The following is a 17,947-nucleotide window of genomic DNA, read 5'->3' on the forward strand; positions in this document are numbered from 1 at the left end:
GTCCCGCCCGGCTGCAAAAGCAGCCGGGCGGAGTGCTTTTGCAGTGTGAAGCCTTTCTCTATCCGGTGAAGCCGCCGTCCACCGTGAGAATCTGTCCGGTGATAAAGGCTGCTTCGTCTCCCGCCAGAAACGCCGTGGCGGCCGCGACATCCTCCGGTGCTCCCAGACGGCCAAGGGGCGTTTGCGCGGCAAGGTCCGCCATTGTCTCCGGTCCGAGGGTGCGGAGCATGTCCGTTTCGATGCAGCCGGGAGCCACTGCGTTTACCCGGATGTTGGACGGAGCCAGCTCCAGCGCCAGTGAGCGTGTAAGTCCGATCACGGCGGCCTTTGTGGCGGCGTAGACCGTCTCGCACGAAGCGCCCCGCAGGCCCCAGATAGAGGAAATGTTGACGATGCTGCCCCGCTTTTCGTGGAGCATATGGGGCAGGGCGCGGCGGATGGCGCTGCGCATTCCTCCCACATTCACGGCAAAGGCCCGGTTCCAGCTTTCGTCGTCTGCGTCCTGAAAAAGCCCTGACGGTGGGGCGATTCCCGCGTTGTTAATCAACGTGCTCACCGGCCCCAGCGTAGTTTCTATGGCGTGGAACATCGCGTCCACCTCGCCGGAATTCGCCATGTCCGCGCCAAACGCGGCGGCGCTGCACCCGGCGCGGCGCAGCTCGTCGGCCAGCGCCTCCGCAGCCGCGCGGCTGTGTTGGTAATTGATGGCCACATTATAGCCCTGCTGCCCAAGCCTTCGGGCGATTGCCTGACCGATTCCTCGGCCGCCTCCTGTCACCAGCGCCACGTTTGTCATGCCTGTTTGCTCCTTTACTCCTGCCCATACGGGAGGCAGGACTGTGGTTTGCGGGCTGGGCGCACTGAAGTGGCGCCTTGTCTGCCTGCCAATATTATAAATGCTTTTTCCCCGGACTGCAACGGCCTTTTGGTCTGGACTTCCGGGCTTTGAAGCTTTTTTTACGGTTTGGACACGGGAAAGGGATGCCAAGCGCGGCAAAATCGTGTCGGGCTTTTCAATTGACAGCGGGGCGGAAATCGGGTAGAATAGCAGGCGGTTCCATTCCTCTGCATTTTATATGTCTCCGTAGCTCAGCCGGATAGAGCATCCGCCTCCTAAGCGGAAGGCCGGCAGTTCGAATCTGCCCGGGGACGCCACGAGCACTGCCGAAAGCCTTGATTTATCAGGAGCTTTCGGCTTTTTTCTTTTGTATTCCCGGAATTTGCGGATACCATTAAATTTTTACAGACAAAATAGTTACCGTGACTATGCTTGTTGGCAGAAAGAGCACGCTCCCACTGGCGGGAGCGTGCTCTTTCTAAATATAAACAAGACTTTCCGTGTTATTCCGGCTTCACGCCGAGGTGCTTAATTTTTCGTAAAATCGTCGGCTGGGAGACGCCCAGCGCTTCCGCCATCTTTCGGCTGGTTCTGTATTTCTTTGCGGCGTTTTCCAGAAGCTGACGCTCGTAAGCGTCCATCATATCCTGTAAATGCGGCATTTCCTTGACCGGGGACACGCGGTCCCCGTTGATGGCCATTTCGATGTCCTCGCCGGTAATTTCACTTTGGTCGCCGATGATCACCAGCCGTTCCACCGTGTGCTCCAAATCCCGCACGTTTCCCGGCCACTCATAGGCCTCCAGACGGGTAATGGCTGAAGGCTCGAAAAATTTGCTGCGCTTGTATTTCTCGTTGGAACGGTTTAAAAACGTGCCTGCCAGCGCAACAATATCCTCCCGCCGCTCCCGCAGGGGCGGGATGTTAATGGACACCACGTTCAAGCGATAGTAAAAATCCCGGCGGAACAGGCCGTCCTCCACCATCTTTTTCAAATCCTTGTTGGAGGTGGCGATGACCCGGATATCAATTTTTACGATTTCGTTTCCGCCCACACGGATAATTTCCTGCTCCTGCAATGCCCGCAAAAGCTTTGCCTGCATGGTGAGCGGCAAATCCTCAATTTCATCCAAAAGAACCGTGCCCTCATTTGCCAGCTCCAGAAGGCCGATTTTGCGGGTGTTCAAGGCGCCGGTAAAGGCGCCCTTTTCATATCCGAACAGCTCCGACTCAAAAAGGGAATCGGGAATTGCGGAGCAGTTAATACGGATATACGGCTTGTCCCGCCGGTTGCTTTTGGAGAAAATGTCCCGGGCGACCACCTCTTTGCCGGTGCCTGTCTCACCGCTGATGAGAATGGTGGCGTCCGAGGAGGCGGCCTGACTGATCAGGTATTTCACCCGCATCATTTCAGGAGAGCTGCCAATGAACGAGGAACCGAACTGCAAGGTTTTAAGATACTCTAAGTCCTGCGCCATTTTGCCCAGCTTGCTTTTCAGCATCATCGTGTCGGTTAAATCCCGCACAATGGAAATTACAAAGTCCAGCGCGCCGCCATCTTTGAAAATGGGGATGCAGACATATAAAACAATTTTTCCGTTGCTGGCAAGCTTATTGATGCCCGTTACCGCGGTTTTCTTTTCGATGGCATACAGGGACAGCCGCGGCGCGTCCTTCACGTTATACTCCTCCAGCCCGTTTTCGTTGAGACTGTGAAGAAGCGTATTCACATCTGTATCATCGTAGCCGAGAAAGACATTGACCTTCTCGTCGAAAATGCCCGCATCCCACAAATCGTCCACGGTTTTTCCAAGTATGTCGTCACGATGAATCCCTAAAATTTCCCGACAGGTGTCATTTGCCTCAACAATCCGTCCGTCAGGCATTACGATGTAGGCTGCGTCGCCGGTGTACTGAAACAGCAGCATACACGCCGCCACCAAGTGCCAATTCGACTCCTGCATAGGAATTTCTCCTCTCGGCGATTTTTTTCTATTCTAAATGATTGGGATTTGTTTTGCAAGACGGCAGGGGTTGAAAATAAAGAGTTGATACGATTTTGTATCAATTGTAATTATAATTCTGATTTACAGTCCTTTCGGAGCTGATGCTTTTTTATTTGATAAATTACAAACCCCTTGAAAATAGGAGAGAAATACATGCTTGTGCAGGCGATGATACATTTCTATATCACCGCCGTCGGCATTTATCATATTTGTTTCGCAGGAAAATCAGCATAACGGCATCTTTGCGCTGTTTTCCTTCCACATATAAAGATGCTTTGTGAGAGATAAACAGAAAGGAACTCCCTTAATTGATATTTTAAACAAAGAAAAAGCCCTGCTCAAAAAGTGGCACAGGCATTGCTGTATCCATTTGCAGAGCAACGCCCCAAATGGAGAAAACAGGAGGAGTTTCAATATGAAAAAGAGAGGCTTAAGTTTCATTCTTGCACTGTGTATGGCGCTTACTCTGGCCGCCTGTGGCAGCGGCAATTCCGGCAGCACTACCCCGTCTTCATCCGGCAATAATGGCCAGACTTCCGTTTCCGGCAGTACAGGCGGCTATCCCAAGTACGAGTGGACTGCCGCAAACGTCTTGGCTGAGGACTCTGTTTACGGCGTCGCACTGCATCAGTTCGCAGACCTGATCAATAAAAAATCCGACGGCGCAATTACCGTAAAAGTATTTGACGCCGGTACGCTGGGCACCGAGAAGGAGTGCATGGAAGGATTGCAAATGGGCACCGTCGACTTTGAAGTGGCTTCCACCGCAACCTGTTCTAACTTTACAGCCTCTCAAACCATCTACGATTTGCCTTACCTGTTCCCCAACTCCATAGTGGCCCGACAGGTTTTGCAGGGCGAAACCTGTCAGGAAATTCTGGCAGAGCTGTCTAATGCTTCTATCAAGGGCCTGACCTATTTTGAAAACGGCATTTATGCCATCATCTCCAAGCAACCCATTCAGGACCTCAGCGACATGAGCGGCAAGAAAATCCGGGCCATTGAATCCAATTTGCAGACGGATACATACGCGGCCCTCGGTGCCACCGGCGTGGCCATTGCATGGGGAGACTGCTACACCTCCCTGCAAACCGGTGTATGCGACGGGATCTCCTCCACCACGATTCCCAATATGTATTCCGCAAAGTTTTATGAAGTTGGCAAGCATATCACCAAAACCAACCATGGATACAGCCCCTGCCTTTTTGCCATGAGCCAGACGCTGTGGGACTCTCTGGATGCGGACACGCAGGCGCTGATTATAGAGTGCGCCAATGAGGCCCGGGACTATCAGTACAGATACATTGACGCGATGCTCACCTCCTTGCAGGATGAGTTGGAAGATGGCGGCGTCACATTCTATGACATCGATACCGCCGCGTGGGGCGATGCCTGCGCACCGATTTATGAAAAGTACGTCGGCACCGGTACCGGCCAGATTAATCCCGATCTGGTTTCCGCAATCCAGAGTGAGGTCGCTGCGATTTCCTGATTGCGGGCCTGTACAGAGTAATGCAGGGTGGGATGTTTCCCGCCTTGCCCGGGTGGAATTTTATAAAAGCAGAAAGAGAGAAATAATTTAAGGAAAGGAGTATTCCCGTTCGGCAAGCGCCGTTCGGGGATGGTGTATGCTTAAAAAAATTGATCGCGCTTTAAACATTGTGGAAAGCGTAATATGCGGCATTATCTGTGGGGCCATGCTGGTGATTACCTGTATGATTGTCATTTGGCGCTACATTCTGGTAGCTCCGCTTCCCTGGGGGGAGGAGGCTGCCAGATACCTGATGATTTGGTTCGTATTCTGGGGCTGTTCCATTGCCGCCAAGGGAGAAAATCACTTGGGCGTAGAGGCATTTGTCTCCATGCTGCCCGCAGCGGCGCAGTGCATTTCTATCAAAATAAAGTATGCCATCACGGTGGTGATCTTTGGCGTTTTGTTTTTGCTCTCCTGCCGGATGTTTGTGCAGTATGGCTCGACTGGGCAGGTTTCCACCATCCTGCGTATCCCCATGAACATAGTCTATTCCTGCGTGCCCATCGGCCTGTTTCTGGGCACCTGGCACTACATCGTTCATTTTCTGATGCACCTGCATGACAGGCCCGAAGACAGGGAGGTGGAGAGCGTATGATTACGGCGGCGTTATTCGGCGGGTTTCTGATCTGCATGTTCTTCAGCGTGCCCATTGCGCTCTGCCTTGCCGGCGGCGGCATTCTGGCGACGATGGTGGGTGGAACCGTGGACCTGTTTGTCTGCGCGCAGAGACTGTTTGCCTCGATCGACAGCTTTACCCTCATGGCAATCCCGTTTTTCATGATTGCGGGCAATCTCATGTCCTCCGGCGGCATATCCAAGCGCCTTTGCGATTTTGCAAACTCCCTGATTGGCTGGCTTCCCGGCGGCCTTGCCTGCGCATCCATTTTGTCCTGCATGATTTTCGGCGCGCTCTCCGGCTCGCCCACGGCGACCACGGCGGCCATCGGCGGCATTTTGGTGCCTGCGCTGATTGAAAACGGCTATTCCAAAAAATTTGCGCTGTCCACCATTGCGGTGGCCGGGCTGCTGGGAACAATTATTCCGCCCAGCACGATTATGATCACCTATTCGTCCTGTACGGATGTGTCCATCGGCTCCATGTTTATGGGAGGCATTCTTCCCGGCGTTGCGCTGGGTATTTGCATGATGGTGATTGCGGTGAGCTACGGCGTAAAGCATAAGGCGGAAATCACTCGGATTCCTTTCAGCGTTCGCCGGGTGGGACGGACCTTCGTTCGTGGCATTGGCGCGTTTTTAATGCCGGTCATTATCCTTGGCGGCATTTATACCGGGATTTTTACACCCACCGAGTCCGCAGCCATCGCCTGCATTTACGGGCTGATTGTCGGTATCTTCTTTTACCGGGAGCTGAAGGTTGAAGACTTGAAGAAGGTGCTTATTGACTCCGCGTCCTCCTCGGCCATGGTCATGATCATCATTGCCTGCGCCGGTATTTTCGGTATGGTCATGACCCGCGAGCAGATTCCGGCCAAGGTGGCGGCTGTGCTGATCAGTGTGGCCGGGAACAAGTATGTATTCCTTCTGTTGGTGAACATTATGCTGCTGATTGTGGGCTGCTTCCTTGAAACTACGGCGGCGATCTTGATTATTGCGCCGGTGCTGCTTCCGGCGGTTGCGGCATTTGGCATCAATCCCATTCATTTCGGCATCATCGTGTGCGTAAACCTGGCAATCGGCTGCGCAACACCGCCTCTGGGGGTAAATCTGTACGTTGCGGTGGGGCTTACCCGCGACAAGGTGGACATGGTGATCAACAGGCACCTGCTGAACTATATTATTGCCTCTGTTTTTGCGCTCTTAATTATTACCTACTGCGAGCCGTTGGTTATGTTCTTTCCGAACATGATGGCTTAAAGCACGGACTTGGAAAGGACATGGCCATTATGGACAGGTTAAAAGGAAAAGTTGTTGTAATTACCGGCGGCGCAAGAGGCGTTGGCTACTGCATGTGCCAGCGCTTCGCGCAGGAAAACCCCGAGATGATTTACTCCGTCGACATGGCGGAGGGCGGCTACAAGCATCCGCTGGTGCGCCCGGTGAAGCTGAGCATTACCGACCGCGCGGCTCTCGCAGCCTTTGCTTTGCAGGTGAGAGAGGAGTTTGGTCATGTGGACGTCCTTATCAATAACGCTGCTATTACCAGAGACGCGATGCTTTATAAAATGACGGAGGAGCAGTGGGATGCGGTCATTAATGTGAATTTGAAGGGGACCTTCAATATTACGCAGGCCCTCGTTCTCTTTATGCGGGAGCAAAAGACGGGCTGTATTCTCTCCATCTCCTCCGGCAGCGGCGTTTACGGCAACATCGGCCAAACCAACTATGCCGCCACAAAGGCGGGCCTGATTGGAATGACCTACTCGTGGGCAAAGGAGCTGAATCTCCACGGGGAGCAGATCCGCTGCAATGTTTTGGCGCCCGATAACATTGAAACCGAAATGGCAAAGACCATTCCGGCAAAGATTTTGGACCCCCTGATTGCCCGCACGCCGCTCAGGCGTATGTGCCAGCCCGTTGAGGTTGCCAACACGGCGCTGTTCCTTGCCAGCGAAGAAGCGTCCTTCATTAACGGGCAGGTGGTTTGCGTAAACGGTGGCCTGCGGCTGTAAGGCGGTACATCCATGCTGAATGAAAAATTTGTATCGGCTGAGCAAGCCGCCGGAGCAATCCCCGACGGGGCCTATGTGGGGATTGGCGGTTTTCTGGGAATCGGCTCGGCGGAGGAAATCAATGTTGCCATTGAAACCCGTTTCCTCGCGGAGGGACACCCCAGAGAGTTGACGCTGCTGCATACCGGCGGCGTCGGAGACGGCAGGGACGCAGGAAACAATCACCTTGCCCACGAGGGACTGGTAAAGCGGCTGATTGGCGGCCACTTTGCAAGAATTCCAAAGCTTGGCGCCATGGTGGAGCAGGAAAGAATCGAGGCATTTAATATTCCGCAGGGCATCCTCTCCCATCTCTATCGCGAAAGTGCGGCTATGCGCCCGCGGCTGATTACCAAGGTGGGGCTTGGAACCTTTGTGGACCCCGATTTGGACGGCGCCAGGGTCAACGGCATTACGACGGGGACCATGGTGGATAAGGTGGAAATCGACGGCGAGGCGTATCTCAGCTACCATGTTCCACCGGTGACGGTTGCAATGATTCGCGGCACCACAGCCGATGAGCAGGGCAACATCTCCTTTGAAAATGAGCCGCTGACACTGGAGGGAATCTCCATTGCCACCGCTGCGAAAAATCATGGCGGCATCGTCATCGTGCAGGTGGAGAAGGTGGTAAAAAAAGGCGCAATCCTGCCCCAGAATGTGCGGATTCCCCACATTCTGGTGGACTACATTGTGGTGACCACGAAGCCGGAGGAATATCATCGGCAAAACTACGGCACATATTTTGACCCCCGTTTTACCCGCAGCGACATTGTTGTAGAGGGAACGGCGGTGCGCACGCCGATGGGGATTCGCAAAATCATCGGACGGAGGGCGGCCATGTGCCTTGACAGGAAGATGCAGGTGGTGAACTTCGGAATTGGCATCCCCGAAACGGTGATGGCCGTTTTAAATGAGGAAGGACAAAGTGGGCGCTTTACCTCCATCATCGAAAGCGGGGCCATCGGCGGCGTTGCCCTGGGCGATATGAATTTCGGCTCGTGCATCTGTCCTGACGCGATTATCGACCAGCCCTATATGTTTGATTTTATTGACGGCGGCGGTCTGGACATGTCGTTTTTGGGGCTTGCCCAGTGCGACGACAGAGGAAACATTAACGTATCCCGCTTTGGCACAATGGTGACCGGCTGCGGCGGCTTCATCGACATTTCCCAAAACGTTAAAAACATGGTCCTTTGCGGCACTTTTACCGCAAAGGGACTGGAAACCAGAATCTCCGAGGCGGGTGAGTTGGTCATTAGGAAAGAGGGAAGCTCCAAAAAGTTCATTCAGTCCTTGCAGCAGATTACCTTCAATGGCGAAATTGCAGCCAAAGACAGGAGAAATATCCTGTTTGTAACAGAGCGGGCGGTTTTAAAGCTGACGCCCGGGGGACTGATGCTCACGGAAATTGCGCCGGGCGTTGACCTTGAACGGGATGTGCTGGGACAGATGGAGTTTGCACCGCTGATTGCACACGACCTTAAAACCATGGACCCGCGGATATTCCGAGAGGAAGCAATGGGTCTGACGTTTTGAGACTGGAGAAAAGAAACTATGAGAAAAGGAGGTGTTAAGGCGTGAAATGCTTACAGGTAACAGCTCCCCATCAGATGCGGATTTTTGAGCGCGAAGTGCCTGCTCCGGCAGAGGGGGAGGCGCTGCTGAAGGTGCTTTACGGCGGTATTTGCGGCAGCGATCTGGGATTATACCGCGGCAGCATGAATGATTACGCCACATACCCCCAAATTCCCGGTCATGAAATTGCGGCGGAAATATTGGAAATCGGCAGGAATGCGCAGGGGCTTGCGCCCGGCATGCTGGTGACGCTGAATCCCTATTTTAACTGCGGAAAATGCTATTCCTGCCGACGCGGCTATGTCAATTGCTGCATGGAAAACCAAACCATGGGCCTTGCTCGTGAGGGGGGCTTTTCCGAATATATCACGATGCCGATAGAACGGCTTTATTCCGGAAACGGACTGGGACCGAGAGCCTTGGCGTTGGTTGAGCCGTTTTGCATCAGCTATCACGCGGTCAAGCGGGGAAGGGTCACACCCGGCGACCGGGTTCTGATTGTAGGTGCGGGGACCATTGGAATGGGTGCCTTGCTGGCGGCAAAGCAATTGGGCGCGGAGGTCTATGTCTGCAATGTCTCGGAAAAAAAGCTGGAGCTTGCGCAACAGTTGGGTGCGGACGGGGTGATTTTCAATAATGATCAGTCCACCTTCCGCGAAAAGGTGGACGCACTCACCAATGGAGACGGCTTTGACGTTGCCATCGAAGCGGCGGGACAGCCCTCCACCATGCTCAACTGTATTGAGGCCGCGGCTCATCGCGGCCGCGTGGTGGAGGTTGGAATTACAAGCAGACCCACGGAGCTGATTTTTAACATCATTGAGAAAAAGGAGCTGGAGATTTACGGCAGCCGCAACGCAACCGCCCGGGAGTTTACGGAGGTGATTTCGCTTGCGTGCACCGGAAAAATCAACCTCGAAACCCTTGTTACCGGTGAATGCACGCTGGAGGAGGCTCCGGTCATGTTTGAAAGTCTGGATAAAAGAGTCGGGTTTAACCTGAAAACTCTTATCAAATTTTAATATAACGGAGGAAACACCTATGTCTACCACTGGAAATCTGAATCCCCAGGGCAAATGGCTCACCACAGAGCTTCCTGAAATTGTGTTCGAGGACACCACGGTTGGCCGCCTGAAAAAGCGCATCTGGGATGCGCCCATGTCCGAGATTGACCGCATCCTGACAGCGGAATACGGTATTCCCGCGCCCTCCGGCTTCGGCACGGCGGGAACCTATATCCAGAATACGCCCCGCTCCAAGGTCTGCGAGCTGCGCAAAAAGAACGACGTGGTCATTGTACCTATCGGCTGCACGGAGAACCACGGCCTGCACGCTAACAGCGGCTTGGATACCTTCATGGTCAGCCAAATCTGCGAGGGCGTAAAGCGGAAGTCTATCAGGGATGGACGCGAGGTGGCGCTGGCCTTCCCGCCCCTGAACTACGGTGGGCATCCCTATCATCATGTGGGTATGGCGGGCACCGTGATCATCCCTCAGCAGACCGTGCAGGAAATGCTGATTTACACCATGCTGGGCCTTTGGGACGACGGCTTCCGCAAAATTATTCTCGTCAACAACCACGGACATCACTGGATGATTGAGGCCGCCATTCAGGAGTTCTTCAAGCGATTCCAGCTTCCCGCGTTTGTCACGCTGGTGGACTGGCACCGCGTTGTCCGTGAGTTCTTTTATGCCCAACCCAATAAGGACGATTTTGTTTCCTCCCAGTTCGTCCATGCGGACGAATCCGAGACTTCCGTGGGCATGCTGCTTTTCCCGGAGATGCTGGACCTTACAAACGCCGTGGATACCGAGCCCAAGAGCCTGATGCTGGCGGGTCACTATGACACCGCCTGCGATGCCTATCGCCGCCCCCACTCCTGGGTGGAGGTGCAGGGCAACAACGCCATGGAGTGCTTCGGCACGCCCGAGGGTGTTGTGGGGTATCCCCGGCGGGCCACCGCAGAAAAGGCCAAGCGCCCTGTGGCCTGTATTTGCGAATACATCACGCTGCTGATGGACGAGGTTTTGGCGGCCTATCCCGCCGGGAAAGTGCCTGAAATGATGACGCTGCGGTCTGCCGAGGAACTGGCCGACTGCTTCAAGGAGCCTTTGAGCGAGGGCTGGAAGTCCGTTCACGCGCTGAAGAAGGTCGGCGTGTTTAACGACTGAGCGGTCTTGGAGAAGACGGGCGCGATACGCGCCCGTCTTTCCTGTTTTACTTGATTAGGAGGAGATTTATGCGAAAGGTATATATCATCGGCGGCAAGCGCACCGCCATCGGAAAATTCCTGGGAAGCCTTTCCACTGTAAAGCCCGGCGACATGACTGCACAGGTGATACGGGCCTTGGTAGAAGAAACCGGCGTGGAGAAAGGGGACATTGATGAGGTGATCATTGCCCATCAGCATTCCGCAGGGCAGGGGCCGTCTATCGCCCGGCGGGCGCAGCTTGAAGCCGGCATCCCTGATTTTGTACCGGCCACAACGGTGAACATGCAGTGCGGAAGCGGTTTGAAGGCACTGATTTTCGGATACAACGCCATTCAGGCGGGGGAAGAACTCGTGCTGTGCGGTGGGGTGGAAAACATGTCGCAGGTTCCGTTTATTCTCACCGACAAGGTGCGCAAGGGCGTGAAAATGGGAAATGCCGCCGTGAGTGTGCAGGATTCCCTTTACTGCGACGGCCTGATTGATCAGTTCAACGGCTATCTCATGGGCATGACGGCGGAAAATGTTGCCGCAAAAAAGGGCGTGACTCGGGAGGAGCAGGACCGCTTTGCCGTGCGCTCGCAAGGACTCGCGCAGCGGGCCATTGAATCCGGACGCTTTAAAGAGGAGATTGTGCCCATCCGCTATCAGGATCACCGGGGCAGGGAATATGTATTTGACACGGACGAGAGTAACACGCCCGATACCGCGTATGAGACGCTGAGTAAGATGCGCCCCGCCTTTAAGAAAAAGGAAGAGGGCGGCACCGTCACAGCGGGAAACGCCTGTCAGTTGAACGATGGCGCGGCTGCAATTCTGCTGGCAAGCGGGGACGCGGTGGAGAAAAACGGCTGGAAGCCCATTGCAGAAATTGTTTCTTCTGCCACGGTTGGCATCGACCCGGCGATTATGGGGCTTGGCCCGGTGAAGGCCGTCATAAAAGCGTTGGAGCAGGCGGGGATAAGTCTGCGGGACGTGGACCTGATAGAGTTGAACGAAGCCTTTGCCGCCCAGTCGGTGGGCTGCATCAGAGAATGGAGCGCCCATTACGGCATGACTGAGGAAGAAATTTTGGAGAAAACCAACGTCAATGGCGGCGCCATCGCACTGGGCCACCCGGTGGCTGCCTCCGGCGCCCGCATTCTTGTTACATTAATGCATGAGCTGAAAAAAAGAACGCGGACCTATGGACTGGCGACACTTTGTGTCGGCGGCGGCATGGGGACGGCAGTGGTAATCAAACGCTGCTGAAAAAACAGGCACTCACCGAACGGATCGTCGGTGAGTGCCTGTTGCTTTTTGCACCCGTGTGCATTGATGGGCGAAACGCCATGCCCCTAAATGCTCATGCAGTTGCCTGAAAGATAAACCATCCATCCTTGACGGAAAACTGAAATACACCGCCATGCTTTTCCACGATATGTACCATGCTTTTTGTGCCGAAGCCGTGCCCCTGCTCTTTTGCAACAGGCAGGCTTTCATAAAAAACCGGCTCTGTTTGATAGCTGTTGCGGATGTCGATGCACAGCTTTGTGTTTTTGGAATATATCCGCAGGCTGATACGGCGCTTGCCGCACTCGGAAATGCTTTCGCAGGCTAGGACGGCGTTTTCCAAGGCGTTTGACAGGAGGGAGCAAAGCTCTGTGTCACTGAAGGGAAGCGCATCGGGCAGATGTGCCTCCACCGTCAGCAGAATCTCCGCATGGGCCGCTCTGGCAGCAAAGGCGGATAAAATCAGGTTGACGGTTTCGTTTTCACAAAAGCGGGTGGGCGTAATGGCATCCATATCGGATTGAGCGGTCCTGAGATATTCTTTGATTTCTTCGATGTGTTCCTCAGCGGCCAACCCTTGTAAAAGGGAGAAATGGTGGCGCATGTCGTGCCGATAGGCGGCGGCATTGTTTTGAAGCTGCCGCAGCGAGGCAAATTCCGTCTGTGCCACCCGAAACTGGGCGTCCAGCATGTCCCGCTCCCTTTGCAGGGCCGCCTGCTTTTGCGTCTCGGCGTAGTAGAGAATGACAAACACAAAATAGAAAATGGAAATCATCGAGGGCATAAACTGCACCGCCCATTCCGCACCGCTGTAAAGCACGTCGGTATAGATGGTGGTGATATAGTCGAACAGATAGTAAAAAAGGGGAACGCCGCCTAAAAGCAGGCAGGATTTGCAGGATTTTTCCATGAGCTGGCGAACGGATCCGGCTACATACGTTTTCAGAAAATAGTAAAACAGGAATATCGCGGCAATATAAAAAATGTGGTCTGCAAGCCTGCTTTTCAAGATGGCGCCTGCAAGGAAGCCCGCCCAGCGCGGCGTCTGACAGCAAAGATAGCCGGAAAGCACGCTGGCGGCGGATATAAGCCAGGGGCGCTTATAGTACAGGGAGAATATCACGATCAAGGGCAGGTGAATGATCACCGGATACAGCTTTGACGTTAAATCCAGGCCAAAAAGCCACCAGCTGGCCGTTTGGCAAACAAGAAAGAGAACGCAGAGAAACACCGTGGAGCGCCTGTTTTCCCTTGTGGGCGATATCCCCGCAAAAAGACTCGACACCGTGATGCCAAAGACCAGGGAAAATCCAAAGCGGAGAAGTCCTATGACCGTTACCACCATGTTAAAACACGCCCCCATTTCCTTATTCTCGCTCCATTTGATAGGACAGATACTGCTGCCTGATTTCCCGGGCCTTTCCTTGGGCAATGGGAACAGAGGAAAGGGACTGCAAGGTTAACCGATGATTTTCAACGGTATCGATGTATTGCATATTCACGAGATAGGAGCGATGGGGCTTTATAAAGCATGTATGCCTCAGCAGCTTATCGCAGACGGCGGAAAAAGGCTCCGTGCATTCGACGACCCTGCCAGAGCGCAGGTGATAAAGCACGCTTCTGCCGAGGACCTCTGCAAAGGCCAGATTGGAGATCAATATTTTTTGAAGCCCCTCGCTGCTCTTTACAATCACCGAGTCCTCTTCTTTTTTCGAATGCAACTGCTCCAGCAGTTCGTCAAAGGTGAAAAACAGTTTTTCCTTTGAGATGGGCTTGAGAACATAATTAATGGCTTTCACCGAGTAGCTCTCCAAGGCAAATTCAGGCGACGAGGTAAAAAACAAAATGGGGGCGGTTTTGTCAAATGCGCGGATTTCCTTTGCTACATCAATGCCTGTAAAGCCCGGCATAATAATATCCAGGCAATATATATCAAACCGTTTGCCCTTTTCAAGAGCCGAAACCAGCTCAAATCCGTTTGGAAAAACGGCATGCTCACAGCTTAAATTTTTGGATGCGCTGTACAGGTTAATCAGCCGGACCATATTGGTCAGCTCGTCGAGGTTGTCGTCACAGATCGAAATTTGCAGCATAAGCATCCCTCTTTTCCTGCGCAATTCTACTTTTCCAAACTGATTCTACCATAAAAATCAAATTTCTGAAACGATGATTCATGTCAAAAAAATCATGTTTCGTGCGCCGATTGGTTTTGTTGGCAAATATTTGATAAATTGGGTGCCGGAAAGCAATCTAAAATACAGGACCCGGAAGAAAGCGGAGAATTTGAAATGAAAAGGGGACCGGTACTTATAATGGCGCTGAGCCTTGCAGCCTGCGGAGAAAGCGTAAATTCTGCTGATAAGCCTGATGCCACAGCCTCGTCAGGCATTCCCGGCTCATCGGATGCCGCCGATTCCGGCAGCATTTCGGAGGACAACATCAAACTTGTAATGTCCACTGTAAAAGCTGAGCAATAGCAACGACCGCAGGCGGGCCGCGGGATGAAGGCGCGTTTATCAAGCCATCAGGCGGAAATACCCGGTATGAAATGAGGTTCCTTATGCGAAAAACAGTATGCACGCTGCTTTTATGCCTTGGCATGTCAGAGGCCTGCCTGGCTCCCGCGTCAGCGGCAAATCAGGTGAATACCATGGATGTTCAGGCGGTTATTGATGAGGCTGGCTCCATGCAGGTGACGCAGGTATGGGAAGGCAAGTCCCATGAGGGAACGGAACACTATATTCCCATGAATGCGCCTGAGTATCTCACAATCAGTGGCTTGCAGGTTTCGGATGCAGGGGGTGCATACAGTGACCGGGATGGGGGCAGCTTTGGATTTGTAAACGACGGAATGAATACCACTCCCACAAATGTGAGAGTTGAAATCCCGCTGGCCGACCGTACCCCCATCACAGATAAAATTGCGGATATCTGGGGCTTTGGATATCGGGGACAGGTGAAGTTTTCAGACGGCGCCATCTTTGCCTATACGGAAAGTTCGCTCTATCCAGAAAACCATGTGACGGTGCCGTTTTCTCTTAAAAAGGGGATATTGTCCCCTGCGCGGAAGGAATCAGGCGGCTTTGAAGCGGTCAAACAGACGGCGCTTGAGGGCAGCGATTATGCTTCTGTTTCTGGTGGCGAGAATGGCGCTCTCTTTGACATGCTTTTAGGCTTCGCGATTCTCGTGTGGGTACCTATTGTGCTTGTGGTATTTTTCCGCCGCCGCAGTAAAAAGGGCAGGGCAAAAAAGCTGAACCAATTTGCAGAGCGATTCGGCTATTTCCGGGACATTCCCAACGGGGGAAATCTAAACGCCGCCTATGCAATGGGGAGACGGTTTGACGCGTGCGAGGACGGCGCGATTCTCGCCACGGGAATGCTGCGCCTGATTCAGCTTGGCTGCCTGGCTCCTTTGGAAACGCAGGAGGTCGGCTTCGTGGGCAAGACGAAAGAAACGGTCAGCCTGCGGCTCGCGGGCGGCAGGCATGACGTCATGAACGAGTATGATGAGTATCTCTATACGATGCTGGAAAGCGCCGCCGGGGTGGACGCTGTTTTACAGGCCAAGGAGCTCACGCGATTTGCGGACCGGAATGACAAGCTTCTGCGGGCCTACCTGCAAAAATGCGCCGCCGCGGGCGAAGCCTATCTAAATGAAAAGCACTGCCTGAAACGGTGGGTCATGCCCGGCAAGCTCACCGATCTGACGCCCGCCGGGGAGCGGGAGCTGGGCGAGCTGCTGGGTTTGAAACGATATTTGACGGATTTTTCACTGGTGGCAGAACGGGGCGTTGGAGAAATCCCGATTTGGCGGGAGCTTTTGACCTATGCCATGCTGTTTGGCATTGCTGATCGGGTGGCCGAGCAGATGAAAGCGCTCTATCCGCAGATTTCCGACCAGTTGACCGAGTACAGCCAAAGCATGACCGCCGCTTATTCCTGCCACTATTTGCTTTACACGACGATGAAAAGAGCCGAGCAGCAGCGAGAGCAGGAAAGACGTGGGGGCGGCGGAGGTGGGTTAGCCTCCCTTGGCGGGGGCGGCGATTCCATCGGCGGCAGTTCGGGTGGCGGGACAAGATAATTATTAATTACATACGGAGGAAATGAATATGGTCTTATTTTCTAAAAGGCCCCCTTGCCCCATCTGTGGGAGTAAAATTCCGCTGATTTTTCCGTGGAAAATTGAGGGGGAGTACGTGTGCAACGCCTGTCATGGCAAGCTGGATATCGACCCGGAGAGGCAAATCAATCTGTCAATGCATGATTTTCGGGAATATTTGATGTTTTACGAGCAGAATCAGCTATTGAAGGACCAGTTCTTGATTGACCAGCGGATTGACTTCGGCCTATGGGACCCCAAGGTGATTTTCGATTTTAAAAATAAGCTGTTCTGCATCAGCGAGGTCCCCGACAAGACTGTTTTTGAGGCCGATCAGCTTAAGTCCTTTGTGATTAAGGAAGACAGAGTACCCCTGTTTGAAGGCTCGGCGACCGGCATTTTGCGGTATCCCAGCACTGTGCCCGGGCGTGCCATGGCGTTGGCGCCGCAGGTTGCTCAATTCATCATAAATAAGCAGATGGCCTGCACCCCTGACCGGATGGACGACGGGAAGGAAAACGGATCGGCGCATACGCAGTATTTTAATATGCAGGAGCCCTTTCGGGCGTTTCATGTGGAACTGCATTTCGAGCATCCCTATTGGTCGGTCCTGAGATGCGACATGGACGGCCCGCGATTTTCAAACGAGCTCCCCGATGTGAGCGACTATCTGTGCGATTACCAGCACAGCGTGGAGGAAATTGAAAAGCTGGTGGCTGCGCTCCAGGCGGTGTCTTTCCCGGACGCAGCCGAGCGGTCCGCCGGGCCCGGCGCGGCGCAGGAAACGCAGGCCGTCCCCGCATCCCCTGCCAATGCAATTGGGGAAATCAGAAAAGACAAGGGACTGATGAAGGACGGCACCATTTCCCAGCAAAATTTTGACGAAAAAAAGCGGCAGCTCATGGGGATTTGACCCCGTCGCATTTAAAAATAATAGCGACCGCGCCCCGCCCCTATTGGGCGGGGCGCGAAGTGCGCTTTTGGGGCCGGGGCCACTGTGGGGCAGAGCGTTTTTGGGAAAGTGATTTAATCACTGAAAGGGATTAAGAAACCTGCTATGATGACACCATAATAAAAAACATAGGGGGAAACAAATATGTCAGTCATGAATATTACGAAAAATAACTTCCAGGAGGAAGTCGTCCGAAGCGATAAGCCCGTTCTGTTGGACTTCTGGGCCACCTGGTGCGGCCCCTGCCGCATGGTAAGCCCTATTGTGGACGAAATTGCAAGTGAGCGAGGCGACCTGAAAATTGGAAAAATCAACATAGACGAACAGCAGGAGCTGGCCTCCGCCTTCCAAATCATGAGCATTCCCACGCTGGTGATGGTGAAGGAGGGCAAGGTGGTCAACCAGATGATCGGCGCCCGGCCCAAGAGCCAGATTCTTTCCATGCTGTAAAGGAGAAGTGTGATGGGATTTTTTGATTTTTTGAAAATGCCGGACATCAATACCGGCGTACAGCAGTTTCACTCCACGCCCAACGCGGTTCTGCTGGACGTGCGCACCCGGGAGGAATATGCCGCAGGCCGGATTCCTGGCAGCAAAAACATTCCGCTGGACCAGCTGCGCATGACGGCAAGGGAAGTAAAGGACCACGAAACGCCGTTGTTTGTATACTGTCTCAGCGGGGCGCGCAGCCGTCAGGCCATTCCTGCCCTCCAGCACATGGGCTATGCAAATCTCACCAATATCGGCGGTATCAACAGCTACCGGGGAACGGTGGAACGGTAA

The 17,947-nt window shown here is 53.6% G+C and carries 16 protein-coding genes and 1 tRNA gene; 13 read left to right on the forward strand and 4 right to left on the reverse strand.

The genetic code is table 11. The annotated features are described in order from the left end of the window. Nucleotides 1-58 precede the first annotated feature (58 nt). The gene (gene fabG / locus ABVS15_RS05890; RefSeq protein WP_369282815.1) at nucleotides 59-796 is read right to left on the reverse strand and encodes a 3-oxoacyl-ACP reductase FabG; all 738 of its coding nucleotides are present in this window, start codon (nucleotides 794-796) and stop codon (nucleotides 59-61) included. Between the two features lie 282 nt (nucleotides 797-1,078). Between fabG and ABVS15_RS05895 the strand changes: the two genes are divergently transcribed. After that, nucleotides 1,079-1,155, forward strand: a tRNA-Arg gene (locus ABVS15_RS05895). Nucleotides 1,156-1,341: 186 nt separating this feature from the next. Here ABVS15_RS05895 and ABVS15_RS05900 read toward each other — a convergent pair. Then, nucleotides 1,342-2,802, reverse strand: coding sequence for a sigma-54 interaction domain-containing protein (locus ABVS15_RS05900; RefSeq protein ID WP_369282816.1), 1,461 nt, complete (start codon nucleotides 2,800-2,802; stop codon nucleotides 1,342-1,344). A 457-nt stretch (nucleotides 2,803-3,259) separates the two neighbouring features. Between ABVS15_RS05900 and ABVS15_RS05905 the strand changes: the two genes are divergently transcribed. The 8 genes from ABVS15_RS05905 to ABVS15_RS05940 all read left to right on the forward strand — a co-directional run bounded on the left by ABVS15_RS05905 (nucleotide 3,260) and on the right by ABVS15_RS05940 (nucleotide 12,086). Then, nucleotides 3,260-4,336 (forward strand): TRAP transporter substrate-binding protein, encoded by a 1,077-nt coding sequence (locus ABVS15_RS05905; protein ID WP_369282817.1) that lies wholly within the window; start codon nucleotides 3,260-3,262, stop codon nucleotides 4,334-4,336. A 136-nt stretch (nucleotides 4,337-4,472) separates the two neighbouring features. After that, on the forward strand, nucleotides 4,473-4,973 hold the full coding sequence (locus ABVS15_RS05910) for a TRAP transporter small permease (protein WP_369282818.1): 501 nt from the start codon (nucleotides 4,473-4,475) through the stop codon (nucleotides 4,971-4,973). Continuing rightward, complete coding sequence (locus ABVS15_RS05915) at nucleotides 4,970-6,253, forward strand: TRAP transporter large permease (protein WP_369282819.1); 1,284 nt, start codon at nucleotides 4,970-4,972, stop codon at nucleotides 6,251-6,253. Before ABVS15_RS05910 ends, ABVS15_RS05915 begins: the two co-directional genes overlap by 4 nt. Before the next feature lie 29 nt (nucleotides 6,254-6,282). Then, nucleotides 6,283-7,008, forward strand: a complete 726-nt coding sequence (locus ABVS15_RS05920) for an SDR family oxidoreductase (RefSeq protein ID WP_369282820.1) — start codon at nucleotides 6,283-6,285, stop codon at nucleotides 7,006-7,008. Nucleotides 7,009-7,020: 12 nt separating this feature from the next. Beyond that, entirely contained in the window at nucleotides 7,021-8,586 is a 1,566-nt protein-coding gene (locus ABVS15_RS05925) for an acyl CoA:acetate/3-ketoacid CoA transferase (protein ID WP_369282821.1), read from the forward strand. A 41-nt stretch (nucleotides 8,587-8,627) separates the two neighbouring features. Next, on the forward strand, nucleotides 8,628-9,647 hold the full coding sequence (locus ABVS15_RS05930; protein WP_369282822.1) for a zinc-binding alcohol dehydrogenase family protein: 1,020 nt from the start codon (nucleotides 8,628-8,630) through the stop codon (nucleotides 9,645-9,647). A 19-nt stretch (nucleotides 9,648-9,666) separates the two neighbouring features. Next, entirely contained in the window at nucleotides 9,667-10,797 is a 1,131-nt protein-coding gene (gene iolN / locus ABVS15_RS05935; RefSeq protein ID WP_369282823.1) for a 3-dehydro-scyllo-inosose hydrolase, read from the forward strand. A gap of 68 nt (nucleotides 10,798-10,865) precedes the next feature. Continuing rightward, on the forward strand, nucleotides 10,866-12,086 hold the full coding sequence (locus tag ABVS15_RS05940) for an acetyl-CoA C-acyltransferase (protein ID WP_369282824.1): 1,221 nt from the start codon (nucleotides 10,866-10,868) through the stop codon (nucleotides 12,084-12,086). 94 nt (nucleotides 12,087-12,180) lie between these two features. Here the strand turns inward: ABVS15_RS05940 and ABVS15_RS05945 are convergent, their stop codons facing one another. Then, complete coding sequence (locus tag ABVS15_RS05945) at nucleotides 12,181-13,452, reverse strand: sensor histidine kinase (protein ID WP_369283018.1); 1,272 nt, start codon at nucleotides 13,450-13,452, stop codon at nucleotides 12,181-12,183. Nucleotides 13,453-13,474: 22 nt separating this feature from the next. Beyond that, on the reverse strand, nucleotides 13,475-14,200 hold the full coding sequence (locus ABVS15_RS05950) for a LytR/AlgR family response regulator transcription factor (protein ID WP_369282825.1): 726 nt from the start codon (nucleotides 14,198-14,200) through the stop codon (nucleotides 13,475-13,477). Nucleotides 14,201-14,667: 467 nt separating this feature from the next. On the opposite strand from ABVS15_RS05950, the gene ABVS15_RS05955 reads away from it, so the two are divergent. The 4 genes from ABVS15_RS05955 to ABVS15_RS05970 all read left to right on the forward strand — a co-directional run bounded on the left by ABVS15_RS05955 (nucleotide 14,668) and on the right by ABVS15_RS05970 (nucleotide 17,947). Further along, nucleotides 14,668-16,194 carry a DUF2207 domain-containing protein gene (locus ABVS15_RS05955; protein ID WP_369282826.1) on the forward strand — a complete coding sequence of 509 codons (1,527 nt, stop codon included), beginning with the start codon at nucleotides 14,668-14,670 and terminating at the stop codon, nucleotides 16,192-16,194. A gap of 28 nt (nucleotides 16,195-16,222) precedes the next feature. After that, the gene (locus ABVS15_RS05960) at nucleotides 16,223-17,125 is read left to right on the forward strand and encodes a DUF4428 domain-containing protein (RefSeq protein ID WP_369282827.1); all 903 of its coding nucleotides are present in this window, start codon (nucleotides 16,223-16,225) and stop codon (nucleotides 17,123-17,125) included. A 183-nt stretch (nucleotides 17,126-17,308) separates the two neighbouring features. Beyond that, the gene (gene trxA / locus ABVS15_RS05965; RefSeq protein ID WP_369282828.1) at nucleotides 17,309-17,614 is read left to right on the forward strand and encodes a thioredoxin; all 306 of its coding nucleotides are present in this window, start codon (nucleotides 17,309-17,311) and stop codon (nucleotides 17,612-17,614) included. Nucleotides 17,615-17,626: 12 nt separating this feature from the next. Next, a complete protein-coding gene (locus tag ABVS15_RS05970) occupies nucleotides 17,627-17,947 on the forward strand; it encodes a rhodanese-like domain-containing protein (RefSeq protein WP_369282829.1) in 321 nt (106 codons plus the stop codon).

Source organism: Oscillibacter sp. GMB15532 (assembly GCF_041020825.1).
Taxonomy (GTDB): Bacteria; Bacillota; Clostridia; order Oscillospirales; family Oscillospiraceae; genus Oscillibacter.